Consider the following 23251-nt stretch of genomic DNA (forward strand, 5'->3'; position numbering starts at 1 on the left):
GTCATGACGACGATAGTAGCGATCCACGTGGCCGTAGCGACGGCCGCCGTCTTGTTGGGCGCGGGTATTTTGTTCATGCGGCGCGGCACACCCCGGCACCGGTGGGCAGGACGCGTGTGGGTGTCGGCGATGACGGCGACGGCCGCGACGAGCTTCGGCATCCGGGAGTTGGAGCACGGCAACTTTTCGTGGCTGCATGCGCTTTCGGTGTACGTGCTGGTCGGGCTGGCGCTTGCCGTGCTGGCGATTCGGCGCGGCGACGTGATGGCGCACCGGCGGCAGATGATGGGGCTCTTTACCGGGCTGGTCATCGCGGGCGTCGCGGCGGTGGCGGTGCCCGGGCGCACGCTCAGCAACGCGTTTGCGCAGATGTGGCAACATGACGCACGGCCAATAGGAACATTAAAACAGACGCAGACAGAGACGCTGGACAAAGGGCCGGGCCTGCTCGCCATGATCACAGGATCGGGCTGGAGCGAAGCCGGAGGCGCACAACAATGACGTCGACCATGAAATCATCGCAATCCGCTCAGGCCGCGCAGGCGGGCCGCGTCATCGAGACGCGTGGCCTGTGGCTTCGATTTGCACGTGAACTCGTGGGTGTGCTGCTTTTCAACACGGCCATCGCGTTGGCACTCTGGTTCATCGGTTTCGGTGGTTCGTTCGTCCAGAATCTGGTGTTTGCGCAGTGCATCGGCATCGCCATTACGGTGTTTATCGACGGCGGACGCCGGTTGATCTGGCGCGATGCGCGGCCATCGATGGTGGGGTTCCTGCTGCTCGTCGCATTCGGTTGCGCAGCTGGCCTGGCGCTCGGCATTGCGACGGGGACGATATTGCTCGGCCTGCCGATCACGATGTGGCGTCCGGTCAACGGCCATTCGATGCCCATCGTCCTGCTGATCGCGCTCATCGCGACGGCGATTGGCAGCTATCACGGCTGGTCGCGGGCGCGTATCGCACAGTTGAGTGAGGAGACGGCGCATCAGGCGTTGCGCGAAGCCGCGGCCGACCGTCAGCTGGTGTACGCGCAACTTCAGACACTTCAGGCACAGCTGGAGCCGCACTTTCTGTTCAACGTGCTGGCGAATCTCGATTCGCTGATCGCGAGCGACCCGGCCCGGGCGCGTGTACTGCTCGGCCATTTGAATCGCTTCTTGCGTGCGTCGCTGGCGGCGACCCGCTCGGAGACCACGCCGCTCGCAGACGAGTTCGCGTTGCTTGAAGCATTACTGGCCATCCAGCAGGTGCGCTTCGGCGAGCGTCTGCGTTACACGTTCGATTTGCCTGACGAATGCCGCGCTGTGCGTGTGCCCCCGATGCTCGTGCAGCCGCTGGTGGAGAACGCGGTGAAGCACGGCGTTGAACCGCTGTCGGGTGGCGCGAGCGTGGCGGTAAGCGCGTGGTGCGAACGGACGACCTCCGGCGTGGACCAGATCGTGGTGCGCGTGACAGACGACGGTGCAGGCTTTCCCGTCGCAGGTGCGAATGCAAGCGGCGATGCGGCGGAACGTACGTTCGGCATCGGCTTGACGAATATCCGGGAGCGCCTGCGGGTGCTCTATGGCGACGACGCGCGACTCACGCTCAACGAGGGCGTACCGCGAGGCGTCGTTGCAACATTGCGCTTGCCTGTGGCGTCGCCCGGGCAGGGAGCCGAAGCGGGCAGCGCAAATGGCAGAGGTTTCTAGTCGCAGAGAGTGGAGTGCATGACATCCCCCGTCGCCCTGATCGCCGAAGACGAACCGTTGCTCGCCGACGCGTTGCGCGCCATGCTCGCGCAGGCGTGGCCCGAGTTGCAGATGCTGCCCGTAGCACCCGACGGCACGTCGGCGATTGCCGCGATCGCGCGGTCGCAACCGGACGTTGTGTTTCTCGACATCTCAATGCCGGGTGCGACCGGCATCGAGGTTGCGCAGGCGTGTGCGCGATTGAGCCGACCGCCTCAAATCGTGTTCGTGACGGCGTTCGACCGGTTTGCGCTTGAGGCCTTCGACGCGGCGGCGGTCGATTACCTGCTCAAGCCGGTGGCCCCGGAGCGTCTGGCGCGCACGGTCGCGCGCGTGCGCGAACGGCTGGCAGCGCCGACGGGCGATACGCTCTCGAAGTTGTTGACGACCTTGCGTACGCATCTGGAGGCGGCAGAAGGACGAGAAGGACGAGAGGGGCAGCCGTCTGCGTCATCCCAGACCGCGCCCGCGGGACAGGTGAATCAGAACGGACAGAATGCCCGCGAGTATCTCCAGTTCGTGCGCGCATCGGTGCGCGACGAGATCCGGATCGTGCCCGTGGAGGAGATTTGCTTTTTCGAAGCGGCGGACAAGTATGTTGTTGTGGCGACGGTCGAAGGTGACCTGCTCATCCGCACGAGTCTGCGCGAGCTACTGCCGCAGCTCGATCCGTCGCGATTCTGGCAGGTGCATCGCAGCACCGTCGTCAATGTGGGGGAAGTCGTGAGCGCGCAACATACGCCGCTCGGACGTCTGACACTCAAACTCAAACGCCGCAAAGACCGCGTGGCGGTCAGTCGTCAGTACGCTCATCTGTTCCGACAAATGTAGTGTCGGGGGCGGTGGCGAAGAAGTCGGTCGGCGTACGTCCGAAGGTGCGCTTGAACATCGCGGAGAATGCGCTCTGACTCCGATAGCCGAGTTCGCGCGCGATACGCGAAAGCGGATAGCCTTTGGACGCCAGCGGAATCGCCTGCGCGAGCAACGCCTGCTGACGCCATTGCACGAAACTCATATTCAGTTCCTGACGAAACAGACGTCCGATCGTGCGCGGGCTGGCTCCGGCGAAGCGCGCCCATTGATCGAGCGTCCAGGCGCGGGCCGGATCGGCGAGCATCGCCGTACATAACGTGAGCAGGCGCTTGTCGCGGGGAAGTGGGACTTCCAGTGGCAACGGGGAGGCGCGTCGCAGTTCGTCGAGAATCAGCGCGCCGAGCAATTGCTCGCGGGGCGGATCGAGATCGGGGCCGGGCACGTCGATGGCCGCGATCAATTCCCGCAGCAGCGCGGAGACTTCCACCACACGACATTGATCGAGACCCGACGGGATCACGTCGGGATGCACATACAGCGTGCGCAGATACGACGGCTCGTTGACCAGCAGGCTGTGTTCGATGTCGGGTGGAATCCAGATCGCACGTGAGGGCGGCACGATCCACGCGGCGTCGGCCACGGCGATCTGAATGACGCCTCGCGGGGTGTAAGCCACCTGCGCCCACGCATGGCGATGATTCGGAACACGGATGCCATCGCGCAACGGCCGGGCGCGCAGACGCACCGGGCGCGACGGTGTCGGCATGAAGGTGTCCGGTACGACGTAATTGTCGAACTCGGCCTGAGCGGCGGGCAGGGGTTCGAGGCCCGGCGGCTCGGCATCCGTTGGATCGGCTTGCGCGGACATGAGGGTCGGCATGACGTGTGATGGCGACAATGGGAATTTTGTAAGTGTAAACTCGTTGTCAGTCACTTTCGAACCGGATGCAAGTCATGCCTAGCCTCGCGCCTGTTGCGCCCGCTGCCCAAGCGGTGTCTGTCGAATCCATTCCGGTCGATGCGCGACCCGATGCCGTGTACGTCTTCGTCTACGGCACGCTGCGCGCGGGCGAGATCAACGACATGATGCGTGCGGCGGAGCGTCACGGCATCGCGGCACCGACGTACGTCGGCACTTCGACGCTAGGCGGGCAGCTTTACGACTTTGGTAGCTATCCGGGTATGGTGCTTGGCGCGATTGAGGCGGGAAGCGTGACCGGTGACGTCTACCGGATAGATGCAGCGCTAATCCCGGTGCTCGATGAAATCGAAGCCGTCTATCCGGGCGAGGCAGGCCTATTCGTGCGAGAGATGCTTGATGTCGCGTTCGACGGTGCCACGTACACATGCATCGTCTATCCGGTGGACGCAGCAGCCGTCAGCCAGTTGCCCCGCATCCCCGACGGCGACTGGATCGCCTATCGCCAGACACGGGACGCCGACGCAGCGTAGTTGGCGGGACCTGTCGCTATTAACGGTCGCCCAAGGCTGTCGCGCGTGACAGGCGAAAGCCGAACGGGTTCAGCGATGTGCCGATGTCGTAATGATCGATACCGTCCGCGCGTTTGAGCCATCGGGCGAGGCCGACCGTCATCGGCAGAACCAGCCATTGCAGGGCACATTTGAAGACGAATTCGAGCCCGGCCATGCGCGTCATGGCGTCGATGTCGAGCACGTAAGCGAACGCCACAACCACGAAGACGACGGAATCGAGTAACGCCGCCAGTGCACTGCCGACGATGAATCGAAGGCTAGCCAGCCTGCCGTGCATCGCGACCTTCATGCGCGCCAGCGTTGCCGCGTTGGCGAACTCTCCTACGAGACACGCCGACACCGACGCCAGAAACATGTGTGCGATGGACTCGAACCAGTGACGTTGCACCTCGTCGGTGAAGCCGGTTTCGGAGGCCCATGTGGGATCGGTTGGCAGCATGGCCATCAACCATAGAAAGACAAGCATCACGAGATTTGCGGCAAGACCGCTCCAGATCACAACCCGGCTGATGCGATAACCGTAGACCTCGGTCAGTACCGACGAGAAGACGTAGGCAAACGGGAAGCTGATCAGCGCGGCAGAAAACGTGAGCCGGAATGGCTCTCCCGCGACGGTCCACGGCAGCGTGACTTCACACACGCGCGCGCCCAGCGCATTCGAGATCAGGAGAAAGCTGACAAAGCCGATGGCCAGCACAATGACGGCGGGTGTGATGTGCGTCGCCTGCTGCGAGGGGATGAGGCGCTCGGGAGATAGCGTCGGAGCGAGATCAGTCATACGGTCATTGGCGAATGGTGCGTTGATTGGTGATGGCGACGCCGTGCGTCGAGCGTACGGGATTGATGTCGAGCCCGTAGCGCCGGGTAAAGCGTGCCCCGACGGACAAACGTGACGGCGTGCATTGCGTGAGGATGTCGGCAAAGAGCGTCTCCACGCATTGCTCGATGTACATCTCGCTATCCCGAAAGGAGAGAACGTACGCCATAAGCGACCGTGAGCAAATTGGCAGGCCCGTGTAGTCAAACCATACCGTGCCATAGTCGACGCCCCCGCTGAGGGGGCACCGTACGCTCAACAGATCCGAGGTTAGACATTCGCGTGCCGAGGACGCTTCCAACATATTGGCGTCGCGATGGATGCGCAACAGATGGGCATCGACGCCACCTCGGATCACGCCAACGGACTCAGTATCCAGCGATCGCGCCACCGGCCCACAAGCGGCGGTCGCTCGCACCGCCTGGCGCACCGGCGTGCTACGCACGAGGACATAGGCCTGAAGACATCGCGATAATTCCGACGCGATATGCGATTCCAGTGCTTCCGACGATTCGAAACGGCACTCTCGAAGCGTGAGGAAATAGCGCTGCGCATCTGCCATCTCCAGTGTGTAAGGCGAGTCGCACGGAATCACCAGTTCCACGACGGCGATCTGGGGGCGCTCATGCATGTCCATCCAACTGATTTCATAGTGATTCCACAAGTCGTATCCTCGCGGGACAGTTGTGCTTGCGGGGGCGCGACACTGCAAACGGGATCGGGGAATCGGGTGGAGAGTCGTTCGATGAGAAAGCGCCTGCAAATTTCGATACGTCATAGCGTGTGAAGCTCCGGAGGTTCGACTCACGACCATATCGCACGACGTTTTGGCCTTTCAATGCGCGGATTCCGAAAAGCGGATGGGGCGATTCACCATTTGATCGGGCCGACGCATCGCAGCACCTTCGTCGGATGGACATCGCCATGTCCGATTATGACCAGCGCTCCCTGTTCCGATGTGGGAGGATTCAGGCATTCCGATCCTCTCATGACGGCCACTCGTGCCGTCTGTCCGACCATGCGTTCATCCGACATCGCTCGCTTGTTGACGCTCTCCGCCATCTGGGGAGCCAGCTTTCTTTTCATGCGCATCATCGTGCCTGCGCTCGGGCCGCTACCGACCGCGTTCTTTCGCGTGACGCTCGGTGCCATCGGGCTCGCGGTCATCCTGCTGGCGATGCGCGTTCGGTGGGAGTTCAAAGGGTTGCTCGGGGCCGCGATGGTGCTCGGCGTCATCAATTCGGGCATTCCGTTCGTCATGTATTGCCTCGCCGCGCGCGTGCTGCCCGCCGGATACTCCGCGATTCTCAATGCCACCACGCCGCTGATGGGCGTTGTGATCGGCACGCTGTTTTTCCGTGAGCGTCTGACGGGCGCGAAGAGTCTGGGCGTGCTGCTGGGGCTGATCGGTGTGGCCGTGCTCACGCGCACCGGCCCGGTCACGATGTCCGGCCCGGTCGTGATGGGGGCGCTCGCGTGTCTCGTCGCCACGTCGTGCTACGGCCTTGCCGGTTACCTCACCAAGCGCTGGATCACCGAGCGCGGTGGTCTCGACGCCAAGCTCGTCGCGTTCGGCAGCCAACTCGGCGCGGCCATCGTGTTGCTGCCGTTCTTCGGTTACGTCTCGGCAACGTCCGGTATTCCTGGACCGGCAACTAGCGGTGTATGGGCCGCTATGGCGGCGCTCGGCTTCCTGTGCAGCGCCGTCGCCTATATGTTGTTCTTCCGTCTGATCGCTGATCTCGGACCGTTGCGCTCGCTGACCGTCACCTTCCTGATTCCGCCGTTCGGTGTGCTCTGGGGCGCATTGTTCCTGAACGAGGCCGTCACGATGGCTCACTTCTTCGGTGGATGTTTCATTGCAATGGCCGTCTGGTTGGTATGCAAGCCGCCGAAGGCGCTCCCGTCGACGAGTCGCGCCGCCTCATAAACCCTGTCCGCATCCCGCTTCCGAAGGCCGATGACCTGTGTCATCGGCCTTTTTTCATGATGTGGAATGTCTTTGCGGTGCGTAAAAATTTGCGCTGCTTGGCACAACTTGGTGATTTCAGGAAGGAAAATAACGTTTCGCATCAAGAAATTATTTTGTTATGTAATTGATTTATATAAATAAAAAATATGTGATTGAGCGCTGATTCGTTCTGTTGCGTTGCGTGAGAAATCCCTAAACTCTTATACAAGACCTGCCGATTTGGAGACGCCGAGCGCGGTCAACCGCAGGGCCGGCGATCACATGGCAGTAAAGAGTCACCCCCTTTTATTTGTATCGAGAAACCAGGAGAGATCATCATGACGACGCGCCAAGAGCAAGTGAAGCAACTCGAACAGGACTGGGCGAACAACCCGCGCTGGAAGGGCATCAAGCGTGGCTACTCGGCGGAAGACGTGGTGCGCCTGCGTGGTTCGATCCAGCCGGAACAAACGCTGGCCCGTCGTGGTGCCGAGCGTCTGTGGAGCATGATCAACGAGAAGCCGTTCGTGAACGCGCTCGGCGCGCTTACGGGCAATCAGGCCATGCAGCAGGTCAAGGCCGGTCTCGAAGCCATCTACCTGTCGGGCTGGCAAGTCGCTGGCGACGCCAACGTCGCCGGTGAAATGTACCCGGACCAGTCGCTGTACCCGGCCAACTCGGTGCCGCAAGTCGTGCGCCGTATCAACAACACCTTCACGCGTGCCGACCAGATTCAATGGTCGGAAGGCAAGAACCCGGGCGATGAAGGCTATATCGATTACTTCGCCCCGATCGTGGCCGACGCGGAAGCCGGTTTCGGCGGCGTGCTCAATGCCTTCGAACTGATGAAGGCCATGATCGAAGCCGGCGCCGGTGGCGTTCACTTCGAAGACCAGCTTGCCTCGGTCAAGAAATGCGGCCACATGGGCGGCAAGGTGCTCGTGCCGACGCGTGAAGCCGTCGCGAAGCTGGTTGCGGCACGTCTGGCGGCCGACGTGCTCGGCGTGCCGACGGTGCTCATCGCCCGTACCGATGCCGAAGCGGCCGACCTGATCACGGCCGACGTCGACCCGCTCGACCAGCCGTTCTGCACCGGTGAGCGCACCGTCGAAGGCTTCTACCGCACGCGTAACGGTCTGGATCAGGCCATCGCTCGCGGTCTGGCGTACGCACCGTACGTCGATCTGGTGTGGTGCGAAACGGGCAAGCCGGACCTCGAATTCGCCAAGCAATTCGCGGAAGGCATCCACAAGCACTTCCCGGGCAAGATGCTCTCGTATAACTGCTCGCCGTCGTTCAACTGGAAGAAGAACCTCGACGACGCGACCATCGCCAAGTTCCAGAAGGAACTCGGTGCGATGGGCTACAAGTTCCAGTTCATCACGCTGGCTGGCTTCCACAGCCTGAACTACTCGATGTTCAACCTGGCACACGGTTACGCCCGTCGTCAGATGAGCGCCTTCGTGGAGTTGCAGGAAGCCGAATTCGCCGCCGCCGACAAGGGCTTCACGGCGGTCAAGCACCAGCGCGAGGTGGGTACGGGCTACTTCGATGCCGTCACGCAAACGATTGAGCGCGACGCATCGACCACGGCCCTGAAGGGGTCGACGGAGGACGAACAGTTCTTCGACGAAAAGAAGGCGCAGGTCAAGGCAGCCTGACAGGGCTGAGGGAGGGCGCGATGCGCCCGTCAGCGGCGATGCGCGTGGGGGCACGTCGTACGCTGGCGGAACAGTATCGCGTCAGGACCGCGCGTCCGGCTTATCCGGCCGGGGCAGTTGGGGCGGCGTTCCCGTCGCTGTCTTGACTGCGCTGCACGCCTGAACGAGAAAAGGCTCGTGAGCTTATCCCGCTCACGGGCCTTTTTTCATGGTGTCGACGATGTCGATGGCATCGAGGTCATCCGCTTCGTCAACGCAATCAACGCGATCAACGGTAGACGAGGACCGGAATCTTCGAGTGCACGAGCACGCGTTGCGTCTCGCTGCCGAGCAGCAGACTCGTGAGACCGCGCCGCCCGTGCGAGGCCATCAGAATGACGTCGCACCCGTGACGCTCCGCTGCGTCGATGATGCCCAGATAAGGGGCGGGAAAGGTCGAACTGTCGCGGTCGAAGGGCACGCCCGCTGCCGCGGCCGCCTGTGCGAGATCGTCGAGATGCGCGCAGGCTTCTTCGGCAATGCGTTCACTGAACGTGGCCGGTGCTTCGAGCACGTATTCGCTAAATGGGGAGTAGGGATACTCGGCAAGACAGCAGTAGCCGGTGACTCTGGCGTTCAGGGCGCGGGCCAGTTCGAGCCCGCCCGTCACAGCCTTTTGGGATAGCTCCGAGCCGTCGGTCGGAATGAGGATGTGGGTAAACAACATATGACCTCCCGCAGTTGGCGTTGCTGAACACGCGTTCACAGGCTCGCGCAGGTATCACGGTCTTGCACCCAGTCCGCTGTCTTGCAGCTTCCGATGCCTGTCCGGCATCGCCTGCGGACCCTTCGCTTCGATTTTATGGCTTCGGCGCGACGCAACAACGGGGGCAAACCCGATATTGAGACGGGCTATCCGCAGCAAACGTTCCTCGCGCGCATTACGTCGAGGAGGGGCCTGCAGCCCGCGCCCGTGCTGGCCGGGCGTCTCACGCCGTGCGTCAAATCGACGCGTGTGGACGCGTATGGCTACGCACTTGGGTGCACGCTTTCGTGCAAATTTTGAGACGCGTCATCTTGCCAGTACGCCGAACTGCCGTAGTGATGCCTGAGATGGTCGATGAACAGGCGCACTCGCAGCGGCAGGTGGCGGCGCTGAGGAAACACGGCGTGAATGCCGATGGGCGGCGCGGCGAATGCGTCGAGCACGGTCGTCAGCCGACCGGCGCGAATGTCGTCGCCCACCTCCCACCACGAGCGCCACGCCAGTCCGTAGCCCTCCAGACACCAATCGTGCAGTACCGCGCCGTCGGTGCATTCCATCGTCCCGTTCACGCGGATGGTAACGACCTTGCCGTCCTGCGCAAAGGTCCAGCCGCGCTGCTGGTTGGCGGTCGAGCCGAACGCGAGGCAATTGTGACGGGCGAGGTCATCGAGCGACTCGAGACGGCCGTGCGCGGCAAGATACTCGGGAGACGCCACGCACACGCGCCGGTTCTCACCGAGACGCAGCGAGACGAGGCTGGAGTCGGGCAACTCACCGAGCCGGATCGCACAGTCGAAGCCCTCGTTGACCAGATCGACAAGCCGGTCCGACAGATCGAGGGTGACGGTGACGTCCGGATGCGACGCGATGAACACCGGCAGCAACGGGGCGACATGACGTCGCCCGAACCCGGCGGGGGCCGACAGTCGCAAATGCCCGCTGGCCTTCACGCCACCGGCCGACACGGCGGCTTCGGCGTTGTGCATCTCGTTGAGAATGCGCTGGCAGTCCTCCAGAACGGCGGAGCCTTCGAAGGTCAGCGTCACGCGCCGGGTCGTGCGTACGAGCAGCTTCACGCCCAGCCGGTACTCGAGCGCGTCGATACGCCGCCCGATCACGGCCGGGGCCACGCCTTCCAGCGCCGCAGCCCCGGACAAACTGCCCCTGGCGGCCACGGCAACGAACGTTTCGATTTGTTTGAAGCGATCCATGACGCCGATTATGTACTAAAAAGTCATAGATAAAGTGATTTCTATGCATCTTTATGATGATCGGCATCAATAATAGAATCGGCGGGCGATGCTGCCGGATCGCGTGATCCCCCGGCATTGACGGAAGTGCGCGTCCTACACGCCCAATGAGGCGTGAGGGCCCTGTGCAAAGCCCCTGAAGTCCCTTCCTTGCGGCGTACTTCCGAACATAAACAAGCTGTTGGAGATCCCTGATGCCTTTGAGTCTGCCCCCAGGCATGCAACTGCATGTCGACGCCACCGATATCCGTCCCGAATACGAATCCATTCTGACGCCCGAAGCGCTGGCATTCGTCGCGAAGCTGCACCGCGCTTTCGAGTCGCAACGTCAGACGTTGCTCGCCGCCCGTGAAGCGCGCGTGGCGCGTCTGGATGCCGGTGAAGTGCCCGATTTTCTGCCTGAGACGAAGGCCATCCGCGACGGCGACTGGCGTATCGCGCCGCTGCCGGATGCGCTGCAATGCCGTCGCGTGGAGATCACGGGGCCGGTCGAGCGCAAGATGATCATCAACGCGCTGAACTCCGGCGCGGACAGCTACATGACCGACTTCGAGGACTCGAACACCCCGAACTGGCATAACCAGCTGCAAGGTCAGATCAACGTGCGCGATGCCGTGCGCGGCACCATCAGCCTTGAGCAGAACGGCAAGCACTACCAATTGAACGATAAGGTCGCGACGCTGATCGTGCGTCCGCGCGGCTGGCATCTCGACGAAAAGCACGTGAGCGTGGACGGCGTGCGCATGTCGGGCAGCCTGTTCGACTTCGGCCTGCATTTCTTCCACAACGTAAAGACGTCGCTTGAGCGCGGCTTCGGTCCTTACTACTACCTGCCGAAGCTGGAGAGCCATCTCGAAGCGCGTCTGTGGAACGACGTGTTCGTGCTTGCACAGAGCGAACTGGGCGTGCCGCAAGGGACCATCAAGGCGACGGTGCTCGTCGAGACCGTGCTCGCAGCGTTCGAGATGGACGAAATCCTCTACGAGCTGCGCGAGCATAGCTCAGGCCTGAACGCGGGCCGTTGGGACTACATCTTCTCGTGCATCAAGAAGTTCAAGGTCGACGCCGACTTCTGTCTCGCCGACCGCAGCCGCATCAACATGACGGTGCCGTTCATGCGCGCTTACGCGTTGCTGCTGCTCAAGACGTGTCACCGTCGCAATGCGCCTGCGATTGGCGGCATGAGCGCGCTGATCCCGATCAAGGGCGACCCGGAAGCGAACGAAAAGGCGATGGCTGGCATTCGCGGCGATAAGGCGCGCGATGCGACCGACGGTTACGACGGCGGCTGGGTCGCGCACCCGGGGCTGGTGCCGGTCGCGATGGAAGAGTTCGTGAAGGTGCTGGGCGATCGTCCGAACCAGATCGACAAGCAACGCGACGACGTAAGCGTCAAGGGCCGCGACCTGCTGGAGTTCAAGCCGGAAGCGCCGATCACGGAAGCCGGGCTGCGTAACAACATCAACGTCGGCATCCACTATCTGGGCGCCTGGCTGGCGGGCAACGGTTGCGTGCCGATCCACAACCTGATGGAAGACGCTGCCACCGCCGAGATTTCGCGCTCGCAGGTGTGGCAATGGATCCGTTCGCCGAAGGGTAAGCTCGACGACGGTCGCAAGGTCACCGCAGAACTGGTGCGCGAACTGATTCCGCAGGAACTCGCCAACGTCAAGGAACTTGTGGGACAGGTCGCACCGACGTACGACCGCGCCGCCGTGATTTTCGAGACGATGAGCACGAGCGAGAACTTCGTCGACTTCCTCACGCTGCCGCTTTACGAAGAGGTTTGATGGCCGCGTCTGCCGTCATGCTCAGCCGATCGCGGGTGGTGTGACGGTGCGACGCGCAGGCGCCGGAACGGAAGAAAGGTAACGCAATGGGACGATGGTGACATCGTCCCATTTTGTTTTACACGTGCTTTGTCTTGTTTGAGTCGCCGCGCTACACTGAACTTTGAGGTGCTGGTCCTCGTCCTACTCGTCCACGTTTTGAGAGGATGCCGATGTCGCCCGATATTCCAGAGGTTCCGGAGACTTCCGTCAATGCTTCCGATGCTGCAGCGCTGACGCACGCGCCTCGCGGACCCGGCAAGATCGTCGAGGAAATCCCTGCGTCGCCACGCGGTTTGTATCCCCACATCGAGCCTTTCGAGTCCGGCATGCTCGACGTTGGCAACGGTCACAACATTTATTGGGAGCGCTGCGGCAATCCCAAAGGCAAGCCCGCAGTGTTCCTGCACGGCGGCCCCGGCGGCGGCTGTTCGCCCGAGCGCCGGCGCTTGTTCGATCCTTCGAAGTACTGCATCACGTTGTTCGATCAGCGTGGCTGCGGACGCTCGTTGCCGCACGCGAGTCTCGACTACAACACGACATGGGATCTGGTCGACGACATCGAAGCCTTGCGCACGAAGTTCGGTTATGCGCAATGGCTCGTCTTCGGTGGCTCGTGGGGCAGCACGCTGGCGTTGGCTTACGCGCAGGCCCATGTGAGCCGTGTGAGCGAACTGGTCGTTCGCGGGATTTTTACGGTGCGTCGCGAAGAGCTGCACTGGTACTACCAGAAGGGTGCGTCGTGGCTGTTCCCGGACCGTTGGGAAAAGTTTCTTGCACCGATTCCGCTCGAAGAGCGCGGCGATCTGATGCGCGCGTATCAGAAGCGACTCACGCATCGCGACGAGTCGGTGCGTATCGAAGCGGCACGCGCATGGAGTATGTGGGAGGGCAGCACGATCACGCTGCTGCCGGACGATCAGTTGGCCCAAGCGTTCGGCGATCCACATTACGCGCTTGCGTTTGCGCGCATCGAAAATCATTACTTCGTGCACGACGGTTTCCTGAAGCCGAACCAACTGATCGGGGGCGCGCATGCGTTGTGCGACGTCCCCGGTGTGATCGTGCAGGGACGCTACGACATGGCGACGCCCGCCCGCACCGCGTGGGAGCTTCACAAGGCGTGGCCTGAAGCCGACTTCTACTGGGCACCGGATGCCGGTCACGCCTTCAGCGAGCCGACGATCCAGCATTGGCTGATCGAGGCGACGGACCGGTTTGCGGCGGGGTAGCGAGACGCGAATTTTCCCCGATCGTCAAAATCTGCAATCACAGGCGTGCGCACGGTGAGATGGTAGGACCGTCTCACTGATCGACGACACGCCTGCCATGCAAACGAGCATCTGTGCGCAGCGGCCTGCGCTATGAATTCAGTCACCGAAGTGCCCACCCAGACGGTTCCCTGTAGCGTTGTGTCGGATGCCGAAAGGGAAGCGCCTGCGCGAACCGACGCCCGCTTCGCGTCTTGCTTCGACACCCTCGAAACGGAACTCGCCGCTTGCGAGGACTCGTATTCGCAAGCCATAGAGCACTTCATCAACGACCTCCTGGAAATCGACGATTGGGGGGACTCGGCACAACCGGGGCGTCTCTTCTCCGAGGGCGCAGATGCTGACCCGTTGCGCAGGGCGTTGGTGAACTGCCACGTCGCGTCGTTCGCCGAAGGTCGGCATTATCTTGCTGATGTGCCGGGCAGCTTCCCCGTCGATATCGGCCAGCAATGTCTTCATGTATTGCAGCACTTGAGTCCGACGTCGCGACTTGCGCTCCTGACACCGCCCTCCGATGCAACCAAGTGGGTGATCGTCCGCCTGAACTACGACGGCACGGTCATCGTGAGACTGCCGGAGTCTCGCTGGCTTTTGCCACTGATGCCGGAATGCGTGTCGGACGCCGCCGGTGCGCTGACCCGTCACGAAATGCAGACGCTGCTCCAACGGCGGCTGGCCAACGGATTGACCGTCGTGCAAACGATCGAAGGATTGCGAGCGGAACTGACATTGGACGACTGGCGAATGCTCGCGCACTGGCACGCGTTCAAAGGGCAAAAGTACGCGCGCGCCGACCGACACGATCTGTCGGCCACCGAGTTCGTATCGGCGTGTGAGGCAGCAATGTGCGGCGACGATTGGGGCGAGGCTGTGCTGTATTGCGAGGAGGCGCTGCGTGGCCTCAACGTGTGTGCAGACGCAAGCCTGGCAATGCCGCTGGGGAGCCGGTTGAAGCAGGCGTTCGACGCGCGCGGCTTTACGCTATCTGGGGCGGAGGTAGCATGGGCGTTAGCGGAGCATGTCCTGGATCCTCTGGGACTCGCGGAAAGCGCCGCATGTCTTCGTCAACAGGCGACGCAATGCCTCGAGGCTGCGGGGTTGCCTGATCCGGCAGGGAGCGACAGGTGGCAAACGGCTGACGTGATCCAAGATGCGTTGTCCGCGCGCAAGGCGGCATTCTCGGCATCCGGGTTGACGTTCGCGTCATACGACATCTGCTTCGACGACATGGAGGATCGCTGGACACGAGACCGCTTCGACGCCGATGCCGATGCGGACGATGAGGTCGAGTGGTGTTTGATGCGAAGTCTGCCGAGCAGCACGGATCAGCAAGGCGTACTGGATGTTGTCTCGGCGCGAACGGCGAGTCGGTTTTACGCGTCGGGCGGTCAGGAGTCGGATCGTTTGCATCCGCTGACCCGTGAGACATTGAGCAAACGTGACTTCTATGTCGGGCGGCTCATGCTCGACATTCTGAACGTCGCAAAGCAGAACACAAGGGCGGTAGCGCAACCGGCGATATGGAAAAACGCGGCGTTACAACAGTTCATGGACGACAACTTGTCGTCGCTCCACGCGTGTGTCGATCGCCTTGACGAGAAGCTACTCAGCGGCGCAATGCTTGAGGATGCCTGCGAGGCGTTCGTCGCGGACGTGACCCGTATCGGCGGCTGGGGCGGTCTGAAGCCGCTGCTCGCTGGCAATTTTGAGGTGGGCGAGTTCCGGGTGGCGCTCGCCGAATGTTTTCTTGCCTCGTTTCCGGTGGGGCAGGCCTACCTGGTCAACGGTGGACGGAATTTTCCGATCGGCAGTCATTTTCGTCCTGGGACATCGTCGCAAAGCTTGATGCATCGTTTGATTGGCGTACCGGATTTTCCTGTCGTGACGGGAGAGCGCATCCTGCGGTTGCTGCAGCGTCTGACGCCGGAGGCGAGAGCGGAAATGCTCCTCCAAACGCAGGACGCGGCGCGGACGGCGTCAAAATCGACCAGCGCTTTCGGCTACGGTTTGATCTCGCTCACCATTCCCGGCACCCGATGGCGGTTCGCACTGATGCCTTCGTGTATCGGGGACGTCGAGGCGGGCGTCACCGCCGAGGAAATGGAGCGATTGCAGCAGACCTTTGTGGCGCCCGGCGAGACGATTCGTCAGAGCATCGCGAATGCCTCCGGGCGTGCGGCGCCGGAGGACCTTCGAAGTATGGCGGACTGGGCCTGGGTGTTGGGCGTGCGTTACGCTGCGGCCGGACGTCACGAATTCGCTGCCGACGAGTTTCGGGACGGTTGCGAGGCCGCACTGCGTGCAGATGCCTGGGGAATGGCTGCGATCAATTGCCACGCTGCGTTGGACAGTTTGCGGGCCTTTGGCAGTATCGACGCCGCAAAAGCAGTGGGGGCGCAGCTCATCAAGATGTTCGAAGACCGGCAACTGCGGTTGTTTGCTGCGGCGATACGATGGCGGCTCGCCGACCAGATATTCGATGTGTGGAATCGGCGGGAAACGGCGGAGGCCATGCGGTCTGCAGCGACTGAGATCTGTCAGGCGCGTGGCGTCACCACGGACGTGCTAGTGGCAGGCGACGGGCTCGATCATGAGGTTCGCGCGGCGATCGGGGCGCGGTGCATTCAATTGCAATCCGGGGGCCTGACGCTGCATCGGTCCTCGATCCGGTTCGACAATATGCAGGATCGGTACTTGCGCAACGATTTCGATCCGCGCGAGAACCAGGCATGGGGACTCTTGGTGAGGACTGCGCGCGAGCCAGGACGTGACGCGATATTCGACGTTGCCAGCGGTGAGGCCGTCGAGTTGCTTCAAACGCGTGGAAGTCGGCTTCACCCGACGATGCACCGGAATCTGCGTGCCGACGATTTCATTGAAGGTGTACTGGTGCTGGACATTCTGCAGGCAGCGGGGGAGATGTCGGTGGCACAAGTCACGGTGCCTTCGGAAGACATGCCAGCAGATAAAACAAAACCCCGGAAATGACGTTAGCCGTCAATGCCGGGGTTTTGTCGATTCGCGCAAGACGGGGATTAGCCCGCCTCGCCGATATCCGTTGGCTTAGTCGCCGCGACGCTTGTTGTAGCCGCCGCCGTTGCCGCCGTAGCCACCGTTACCGCCGTTGCCACGATTGCCGCCGAAGCCGCGATCCTGACGTTGGCCGTCGAAGCTGCGGGTGCCACGGTCCTGGCGATAGCCGCCTTCAGACGAACGACCACCTTCGAACGAGCGCGGGGCGCGTTCCTGACGGTTGCCGTCGAACGGACGCGGCGAGCGACGCTCGAAGCGATCCGTTGCGCTACCGTTCGAGAAACCGTTGCCGCCCGTGTTGCCACCTTCGGCTTGCTGGTAACCACCTTGGTAGCCCGTGTTCTCACGACGCTCGAACGTACCGGCCGGCTTGTTGCCACCGAAACGTTGACCGCCTTGATAGCCGCCACCGTTGCCACCACCGTAGCCGCCGCCATTACCCTGACGCGGACCGTTGTTGCTCCAGCGGCCACCGCCGTTGCCCTGACCATGGCGCGGACCGCCACGGCCCGGACCGCCCGGACGCTTACCGCCAGCGCCAGCCTTCGGCGGCGAGCGGCGCGGCTCGAAGCCTGCCACGACGTTCACCGGCAGCGGCTGACGCGTGTAGCGTTCAATGCGCTTCACTGCACCGATTTCGGCGTGTGCGGCGAGGCTCACGGCCACGCCACGACGACCGGCACGGCCCGTACGGCCGATACGGTGGACGTAGTCTTCTGCGAACTTCGGCAGATCGTAGTTGAACACGTGCGTGATGCCCGGCACGTCGATGCCGCGAGCGGCGACGTCCGTGGCCACCAGCACGCGAACACGACGCTCGCGCAGAGCGCGCAGCGTACGGTTACGCACGCCTTGCGGCATGTCGCCGTGCAGTGCGGCGCTGTCGAAACCGGCTTGTTCGAGCTGGTCGGCCAGCAGGTCGGCATCGCGCTTGGTCGACGTAAACACGATGGCCTGGTCGAGCGAATCGTTGCCGAGCAGGTGCGTGAGCAGACGATCCTTGTGGGCGCGGTCGTCCACATAGTGCAGCGTTTGCTCGATGTTTTCGTTGGTGCGCTGGTCGCTACCGCGCGTGATCTCGATGGTTTCCGGATCGCGCAGCAGACGACGCGTGATTTCACCCATACGGCCGTCGATCGTTGCCGAGAACAGCAGCGTTTGACGTGCTTCCGGCGTGGCGTCGACGATGGTCTGGATGTCGTCGATGAAGCCCATGTCGAGCATGCGGTCGGCTTCGTCGAGCACCAGCATCATCAGTTGCGACAGATCGATCTTGCCGCTGGAGATGTGGTCGAGCAGACGACCCGGCGTCGCCACGATGATCTCCGGCTGCTTCGCCAGCATTTCGAGCTGACGCGGGTAGGGCATACCGCCCAGAATGCTCACCGTGCGCAGACGGCGCAGTTGCTTGCCGTACGTATCGGCAGCGGTCGACACCTGTTGTGCCAGTTCACGCGTCGGCGTGAGCACGAGCAGCAGCGGTTGTGCGGCGACACGGCGCACGCGCTGGCCCTTGCGGGGCTTCTCGCCCGGGGCGGCCGGCTGGTTGCGCGGATGCGCGGCCGGTGCGGTGCGGGCGCTCAGCTCGCCGCTGGCTTGCATTTCTGCGAAGCGGTGAATGGCCGGCAGCATGAAGGCGGCCGTCTTGCCCGAACCCGTGGGGCTCGACACCAGCAGATCGCGACCGGCCAGTGCGGCGGGAATCGCACGCTGCTGGACAGGCGTCGGGTGGGTGTAACCGGCGGTGGTCAGGGCCGAGAGAATGGCTTCGTTCAGGCCGAGTTCGGCGAACGTGGGCTTACCGTCGTTGTTGTCGGCAACTGCGACTTCAACAGATGCGGCAGCGCCGTTTTCATTTTCTTCGGACGACGGGAAATACGTCTGCGCGATGGCAGACAGCTTGGAAGGCTGTTCCATGAATCCTCTTGCGGATTAAGGGTTATGTCGGGGCGTTGGCGCCAATCGGCAAACCCAATTCGTCGCAAGCAGGAAGCAAATCGCGGATGGGGCAGAAAGCGGATCGAAATCCGTATCGTAAGCCGGGGGACGGTGGCGGGTCGTTCCTAAGAACGCCAGTACCGGCAAGAACTACAGCGGCTTATCACAGGATTGGGGCAAAACGCAGTTTTTCGTCGCAAGACGGGGTAACACTTGGTGCCCCGCGAAGCGAAGCGCGGATTATATACCCATTTCAAAAAAAATGCACGTTCGGATTTGCACGGAGTGGTGAGGTGTCCGTAGACGAGGGTTCAACGGCAGGGCAAATGCGCTGCAAACCGGCCGGGGACGTCGCCAGGCGTGCTCACGGGCATGCCCCGGTATTCCTTGCGTGCAATCCGTTCATCCCGCTGGATCGCGCGCCGCGCCGCCGATTACAATAGCGCCATGTCATCGATTACGCTTCTTGCCCTCGATACCTCGACCGAGTTCTGTTCGGTCGCCGTGTATCGCCATGATCCCGCCAGCGGTGCACCGGCCTTTGTGGCCGAACGCCATCTCGACACTGGCCCGGTTTCCAGTACGCACATTCTTCCCGCGGCTCGCGACGTTCTGCGCGAGGCCGGTCTGACGCTGGCCGATTGCGACGCCATCGCCTTTGGCGCAGGGCCGGGCTCGTTTACCGGGCTGCGTACGGCCTGTGGCGTAGCGCAGGGGCTGGCGTTCGGTGCCGGGTTGCCGGTCGTGCCCGTCGGCACGCTCGTCGCCTGCGCAGAAGCGGCGCGCGCCATGCGTGCGGGCACGCAGCGCGTGCTCGTCGCGCTCGATGCGCGCATGAGTGAGGCCTACTGGGCCGATTACGTCTGGGACGACATGACGGGCGACTGGCGCGAAGTGCAGGCCCCTTCACTGGATGCGGCCGAACAGGTGCGCGCACCGGACGCCGAGTTTGTCATTGCAGGCAACGCGGTGACGGCCTTTGGTGAACGTCTTCAGGCGAGCGTGCAGGCGCAGGCCGTGCTGGCCGACGCCATGCCGCGCGCTCGTTACGTCGCGGAACTCGCCGCCCGTGCATTCGCTCGCGGCGAAGCCATTCCGGCCGATCAGGCCATGCCCGTCTACATCCGCAACAAAGTGGCGCAGACGACCGCCGAGCGCGAAGCCATCAAGCAGGCAGGGGCGCAGGCGAGCGGCAAGGGAGCGTCCTGATGCGACAGGCCGGACCGAACCACTATTCGCCGATGACGCCCGCAGACCTCGATGAAGTTGTCGCGGTCGAAGTGCGTGCGTATCCCTTTCCGTGGACGCGCCAGAACTTCGCGGATTCGCTTGATGCCGGGCATCAGGGCGTTTGCCTGCGGGCTGTCGATGGCACGTTGCTCGGCTATTTCTTGCTGATGCCGGTCGTCGACGAATCGCATCTGCTCAATGTCTGTGTCGTGCCGGAAATGCAAGGCAACGGGCTCGGCGTGCAGTTGTTGCAGGAGATCGTGCGCGTTTCGCGTGAGCAGGGCATGGGCGGGGTGCTGCTGGAGGTGCGTCCGTCCAATGTGCGCGCGTTGCGCATTTACGAGCGTTTCGGTTTCGAGCAGATCGGCCGACGCAAGGGATACTATCCAGCGAGTGGGCGTCGTGAAGACGCCATTGTGATGCGTCTGTCGTGGGAGACCGATCGTGCCGTGGCCTAAAGCGATTCTGGAAGAGTTCGGGCTGTGGCCGGTATGGATGTCCAACGACGCTGTGGCGAATGCGGCGCAGGTGGCCGGTGCTGAGGCTGCGGCGTCTGCCGAGCACGGCGACGTGGCGATGCTCGATGCGCCGGGTGCTGCGCAAAGCGACGATTTGCCGCCGTGGGATGTCGCGCCGTCGGCGGTGCCATCAGGCGCGCCGGTGAGTGCTGCACGTCCCGCTGCACGTCCGTCCGCGTTCGACGATGCGCCTGCGCGTCCTGCGTCTGCGACACCTCCCGCGCCGCGCGACTTCGCGCCGACGCCGGTGGCACGGGAGACTTCACGTCGCGCCTCCTCCGACATGCCGCCCGACGACATCCCGATGTGGCTGGACAGTGAAGGCAACGGCGATGGCGATGCCGCCGCCGAGGCCGCGCTGTGGTCGATCGTGCGCGATGCGGGCGACGAAGCGCCGTCGCGTCCTGCATTGCCGGGCGTGGAGACGCTGGACTGGGACGCGCTCACGGAGCGCGTTGCCGGTTGCCGTTTGTGCGGCTTGTGCGAGAAGCGCACGCAGACGGTGTTCGGCGTTGGTGATCGCGAGGCCGACTGGCTGCTGGTGGGCGAAGCGCCCGGGCAGCAGGAAGACTTGCAGGGCGAGCCGTTCGTCGGTCAGGCGGGTAAGCTGCTCGACAATATGCTGCGGGCGTCGGCGTTGCGGCGAGGCGAGAACGTGTACATCGCCAATGTGCTCAAGTGCCGTCCGCCGAACAATCGCGATCCGGAACCGGCTGAAGTGGCGAGTTGCGAGCCTTATCTGAAGCGCCAGGTTGCGTTGCTCAAGCCGCGCGTGATCGTTGTGATGGGGCGCTTTGCGGCGCAGAGTATTTTGCGCACGCAGGCGAGCATCGCCAGCTTGCGCGGACGTGTGCATGAGTACGAAGGGGTGCCGGTGATCGTGACGTACCATCCGGCCTATCTGTTGCGCAGTCTGCCCGACAAGGCCAAAGCCTGGACGGATTGGTGCCTGGCGCGGGCTACCTATGAGGCCGTGTGCGAAACGACTCCGGACCACAAGCCTACGGCGAACTGATCGAAACGCTGCGCGAGGCGCCGGTGCGCGACCTCGCGTGGTTACTGTTGTCTGCCGATCTCCTCAGTGCCGCCCGATTCCCGGCGGCACTGGCGCACTTCAGTGCGGAACCCGTCTTCCCCTCCCAAATTCTTCACGACTGGCTGCTCGCCTGTGACGCCGATCCCGCGCCGCTGCACGAGATGCTGGCGCGCGGAGAAAGTCATCGTCTGGGGCGCTATGCAGAGCAACTGCTGCATTTCGCGTTGCTGCATAGCCCGCACTTCGATCTGCATGCTGCCGGGTTGCAGGTTCGTGACGCCCGTCGCGGCAACATGACGCTTGGCGAGTGCGACTTTCTCCTGACGCGTCTCGCCGATCACCGGTTGTTGCACTGGGAACTGGCCGTGAAGCTGTATCTGTTCGTGCCGCCAGAGTCACCGGAGACGTCAGGTGCGCTCGACGAGCGCGCGCTCCAGTTCCGTTGGCTGGGCCCTAATCTCGCCGACAGTCTCGCGGACAAGGTGGCGCGGTTGCTCGGCCATCAATTGCGCCTGACCACGCTCGAGGCGGCGCGCAGTGCGCTGCCTGCCGATGGGCCGTGGCTGCCCCAGGTGTATCTCAAGGGATGGCTATTTCATCCGCTCGGACAGCAGGGGCAACTGCCGCAACTGGTGTCCGAGGGGCATGGCAGAGGCTGGTGGGCGACACCCGATGCGTGGTGGTCGCACGCGCAATCGTCCCCGCATCAGGCGTGGGCCATGCTGCCGCGTGCGCGCTGGCTTGCGCCCGCGCGCGTCGAAGATTCGGCGGTGCTTTCACTGGATGCCATGCGCGCACGCATTGAGGCGCACTGGCATGAGCGAGGCGTGGCGGAGCCGCTGCTGCTCGTTGCGTTGAGAAGAGGCGCTGGCGCGGAGGCCGACGAGGCCTGGTTCGAATGCGAGCGGGGATTCATCGTCCCTGACTTTTGGGCGCCGCGTGCGCGGCATCGCATCGAAGAACTGAGTGAGCGGGCAGACGCCGCTGCGCGACGCGCGCTGGCGCAGAGTGCCGACGACGCGCCATCGATCTGACGCCGGATCGGGGGCCGCGGCGTGATCGTGTGGCGCATCCGCTTCCCGATCTATCGCTCAGTCTTTCGGCCAGACGGCGTGGAAGTGGTGAACCGGCCCAATGCCTTTGCCGATCCGAAGTTCGTCGCTGGCGGCAAGCGCGCCGTTGAGATACGCCTTCGCGTCGCGCACGGTGTCCGACCAGTCATTGCGGCGCGGGCGGAGTGCGGCGAGCGCAGCGGAGAGCGTGCAGCCCGTGCCGTGGGTATTGTGGGCTGCGATGCGCGGCGCGTTGAACCGCTCGACGCCAGCCGCACTCACGAGCCAGTCCGGGCTCAGATCCCCCGCCAGGTGACCCCCCTTGACCAGGACGTTGCGTGCGCCGAGCGCCCGCAGTGCCTGTGCCTGGCGCTCCATCTCGGCTTCGTCCGTGGCGGCTTCCACCCCCAGCAATGCGGCCGCTTCCGGCAAATTGGGCGTGATGAGATCGGCCAGCGGCAGCAGTTCGTCGCGCAAGGCGGCGACCGCATCCGGTTGCAGTAGCGCGTGGCCGCTCTTCGAGATCATGACCGTGTCGAGGACGACAAAGCGCGGCTTGTATTGACGCAACCCGGCGGCCACGGCACGCACGACATCCGCATTAGCGAGCATGCCGAGCTTGACGGCGTCGACCTCCAGATCCTGAAAGACGGCGTCCATCTGCGCCGTAACAAAACTCGCGGGCGGCGTGTGAATGCCCGTTACGCCCTGCGTGTTCTGCGCGGTGAGCGCCGTAATCACGCTGGCACCGTAGGCACCGAGGGCCGAGAAGGTCTTGAGGTCGGCCTGAATGCCTGCGCCACCGCCGGAGTCGGAACCGGCGATGGTGAGGGCGATAGGAATGGACGACTGACGTGCTTGGGAAGGCTGACGCAAATTCATA

At 63.1% G+C, this 23251-nt stretch carries 20 protein-coding genes; 13 read left to right on the top strand and 7 right to left on the bottom strand.

The features are described from left to right. The first annotated feature begins 3 nt into the window (after nucleotides 1-3). The 3 genes from ACIQWO_RS03395 to ACIQWO_RS03405 are packed head-to-tail and all read left to right on the top strand — an operon-like array spanning nucleotide 4 to nucleotide 2561. Nucleotides 4-501, top strand: coding sequence for a DUF2306 domain-containing protein (locus ACIQWO_RS03395; RefSeq protein ID WP_402819156.1), 498 nt, complete (start codon nucleotides 4-6; stop codon nucleotides 499-501). Nucleotides 502-509: 8 nt separating this feature from the next. Then, on the top strand, nucleotides 510-1691 hold the full coding sequence (locus ACIQWO_RS03400) for a sensor histidine kinase (RefSeq protein ID WP_402819159.1): 1182 nt from the start codon (nucleotides 510-512) through the stop codon (nucleotides 1689-1691). An 18-nt stretch (nucleotides 1692-1709) separates the two neighbouring features. After that, nucleotides 1710-2561, top strand: coding sequence for a LytR/AlgR family response regulator transcription factor (locus ACIQWO_RS03405; RefSeq protein WP_402819162.1), 852 nt, complete (start codon nucleotides 1710-1712; stop codon nucleotides 2559-2561). Here the strand turns inward: ACIQWO_RS03405 and ACIQWO_RS03410 are convergent. Then, complete coding sequence (locus tag ACIQWO_RS03410) at nucleotides 2524-3411, bottom strand: AraC family transcriptional regulator (protein WP_402819165.1); 888 nt, start codon at nucleotides 3409-3411, stop codon at nucleotides 2524-2526. The two genes, ACIQWO_RS03405 and ACIQWO_RS03410, sit on opposite strands and share 38 nt — an antisense overlap. An 86-nt stretch (nucleotides 3412-3497) precedes the next feature. On the opposite strand from ACIQWO_RS03410, the gene ACIQWO_RS03415 reads away from it, so the two are divergent. After that, entirely contained in the window at nucleotides 3498-3995 is a 498-nt protein-coding gene (locus ACIQWO_RS03415; RefSeq protein ID WP_402819168.1) for a gamma-glutamylcyclotransferase, read from the top strand. A 19-nt stretch (nucleotides 3996-4014) separates the two neighbouring features. Here ACIQWO_RS03415 and ACIQWO_RS03420 read toward each other — a convergent pair whose 3' ends face one another. Both ACIQWO_RS03420 and ACIQWO_RS03425 read right to left on the bottom strand, forming a co-directional pair. Beyond that, nucleotides 4015-4815 carry a VUT family protein gene (locus ACIQWO_RS03420; protein WP_402819171.1) on the bottom strand — a complete coding sequence of 267 codons (801 nt, stop codon included), beginning with the start codon at nucleotides 4813-4815 and terminating at the stop codon, nucleotides 4015-4017. A gap of 4 nt (nucleotides 4816-4819) precedes the next feature. Then, entirely contained in the window at nucleotides 4820-5668 is an 849-nt protein-coding gene (locus ACIQWO_RS03425; RefSeq protein WP_402819174.1) for an NADPH-dependent 7-cyano-7-deazaguanine reductase QueF, read from the bottom strand. Nucleotides 5669-5872: 204 nt separating this feature from the next. Between ACIQWO_RS03425 and ACIQWO_RS03430 the strand changes: the two genes are divergently transcribed. Continuing rightward, nucleotides 5873-6784, top strand: a complete 912-nt coding sequence (locus ACIQWO_RS03430; RefSeq protein ID WP_402821791.1) for a DMT family transporter — start codon at nucleotides 5873-5875, stop codon at nucleotides 6782-6784. A 359-nt stretch (nucleotides 6785-7143) separates the two neighbouring features. Continuing rightward, nucleotides 7144-8466 (top strand): isocitrate lyase, encoded by a 1323-nt coding sequence (aceA, locus tag ACIQWO_RS03435; RefSeq protein ID WP_150577848.1) that lies wholly within the window; start codon nucleotides 7144-7146, stop codon nucleotides 8464-8466. A gap of 268 nt (nucleotides 8467-8734) precedes the next feature. On the opposite strand, the gene ACIQWO_RS03440 is transcribed toward aceA, so the two are convergent. Both ACIQWO_RS03440 and ACIQWO_RS03445 read right to left on the bottom strand, forming a co-directional pair. Continuing rightward, nucleotides 8735-9169, bottom strand: a complete 435-nt coding sequence (locus tag ACIQWO_RS03440; protein WP_174985109.1) for a universal stress protein — start codon at nucleotides 9167-9169, stop codon at nucleotides 8735-8737. 305 nt (nucleotides 9170-9474) lie between these two features. Continuing rightward, nucleotides 9475-10422, bottom strand: a complete 948-nt coding sequence (locus ACIQWO_RS03445) for a LysR family transcriptional regulator (RefSeq protein WP_402819177.1) — start codon at nucleotides 10420-10422, stop codon at nucleotides 9475-9477. A gap of 233 nt (nucleotides 10423-10655) precedes the next feature. Here ACIQWO_RS03445 and aceB point away from each other — a divergent pair, with 233 nt between their 5' ends. From aceB to ACIQWO_RS03460, 3 genes are all read left to right on the top strand, one after another. Further along, complete coding sequence (gene aceB, locus ACIQWO_RS03450; RefSeq protein ID WP_402819180.1) at nucleotides 10656-12251, top strand: malate synthase A; 1596 nt, start codon at nucleotides 10656-10658, stop codon at nucleotides 12249-12251. Between the two features lie 335 nt (nucleotides 12252-12586). Beyond that, nucleotides 12587-13522, top strand: a complete 936-nt coding sequence (pip, locus tag ACIQWO_RS03455) for a prolyl aminopeptidase (protein ID WP_402821796.1) — start codon at nucleotides 12587-12589, stop codon at nucleotides 13520-13522. A gap of 132 nt (nucleotides 13523-13654) precedes the next feature. After that, nucleotides 13655-16549 carry a hypothetical protein gene (locus ACIQWO_RS03460; RefSeq protein WP_402819183.1) on the top strand — a complete coding sequence of 965 codons (2895 nt, stop codon included), beginning with the start codon at nucleotides 13655-13657 and terminating at the stop codon, nucleotides 16547-16549. A 75-nt stretch (nucleotides 16550-16624) separates the two neighbouring features. Here the strand turns inward: ACIQWO_RS03460 and ACIQWO_RS03465 are convergent, their stop codons facing one another. Continuing rightward, nucleotides 16625-18511, bottom strand: coding sequence for a DEAD/DEAH box helicase (locus ACIQWO_RS03465; protein ID WP_402819186.1), 1887 nt, complete (start codon nucleotides 18509-18511; stop codon nucleotides 16625-16627). A gap of 468 nt (nucleotides 18512-18979) precedes the next feature. Between ACIQWO_RS03465 and tsaB the strand changes: the two genes are divergently transcribed. The 4 genes from tsaB to ACIQWO_RS03485 are packed head-to-tail and all read left to right on the top strand — an operon-like array spanning nucleotide 18980 to nucleotide 22350. Further along, on the top strand, nucleotides 18980-19741 hold the full coding sequence (gene tsaB / locus ACIQWO_RS03470) for a tRNA (adenosine(37)-N6)-threonylcarbamoyltransferase complex dimerization subunit type 1 TsaB (protein WP_402819189.1): 762 nt from the start codon (nucleotides 18980-18982) through the stop codon (nucleotides 19739-19741). Continuing rightward, nucleotides 19741-20220, top strand: a complete 480-nt coding sequence (rimI, locus tag ACIQWO_RS03475) for a ribosomal protein S18-alanine N-acetyltransferase (protein WP_150577857.1) — start codon at nucleotides 19741-19743, stop codon at nucleotides 20218-20220. Before tsaB ends, rimI begins: the two co-directional genes overlap by 1 nt. Nucleotides 20221-20257: 37 nt before the next feature. Beyond that, the gene (locus ACIQWO_RS03480; RefSeq protein WP_402821799.1) at nucleotides 20258-21295 is read left to right on the top strand and encodes a uracil-DNA glycosylase family protein; all 1038 of its coding nucleotides are present in this window, start codon (nucleotides 20258-20260) and stop codon (nucleotides 21293-21295) included. Further along, on the top strand, nucleotides 21256-22350 hold the full coding sequence (locus ACIQWO_RS03485) for a DUF1853 family protein (protein ID WP_402819194.1): 1095 nt from the start codon (nucleotides 21256-21258) through the stop codon (nucleotides 22348-22350). Before ACIQWO_RS03480 ends, ACIQWO_RS03485 begins: the two co-directional genes overlap by 40 nt. Before the next feature lie 57 nt (nucleotides 22351-22407). Here the strand turns inward: ACIQWO_RS03485 and thiD are convergent, their stop codons facing one another. Next, nucleotides 22408-23250 carry a bifunctional hydroxymethylpyrimidine kinase/phosphomethylpyrimidine kinase gene (thiD, locus tag ACIQWO_RS03490; RefSeq protein ID WP_402819197.1) on the bottom strand — a complete coding sequence of 281 codons (843 nt, stop codon included), beginning with the start codon at nucleotides 23248-23250 and terminating at the stop codon, nucleotides 22408-22410. Nucleotide 23251 lies beyond the last annotated feature (1 nt).

It is taken from the genome of Pandoraea sp. NPDC090278, assembly GCF_044772185.1.
Classification (GTDB): domain Bacteria; phylum Pseudomonadota; class Gammaproteobacteria; order Burkholderiales; family Burkholderiaceae; genus Pandoraea.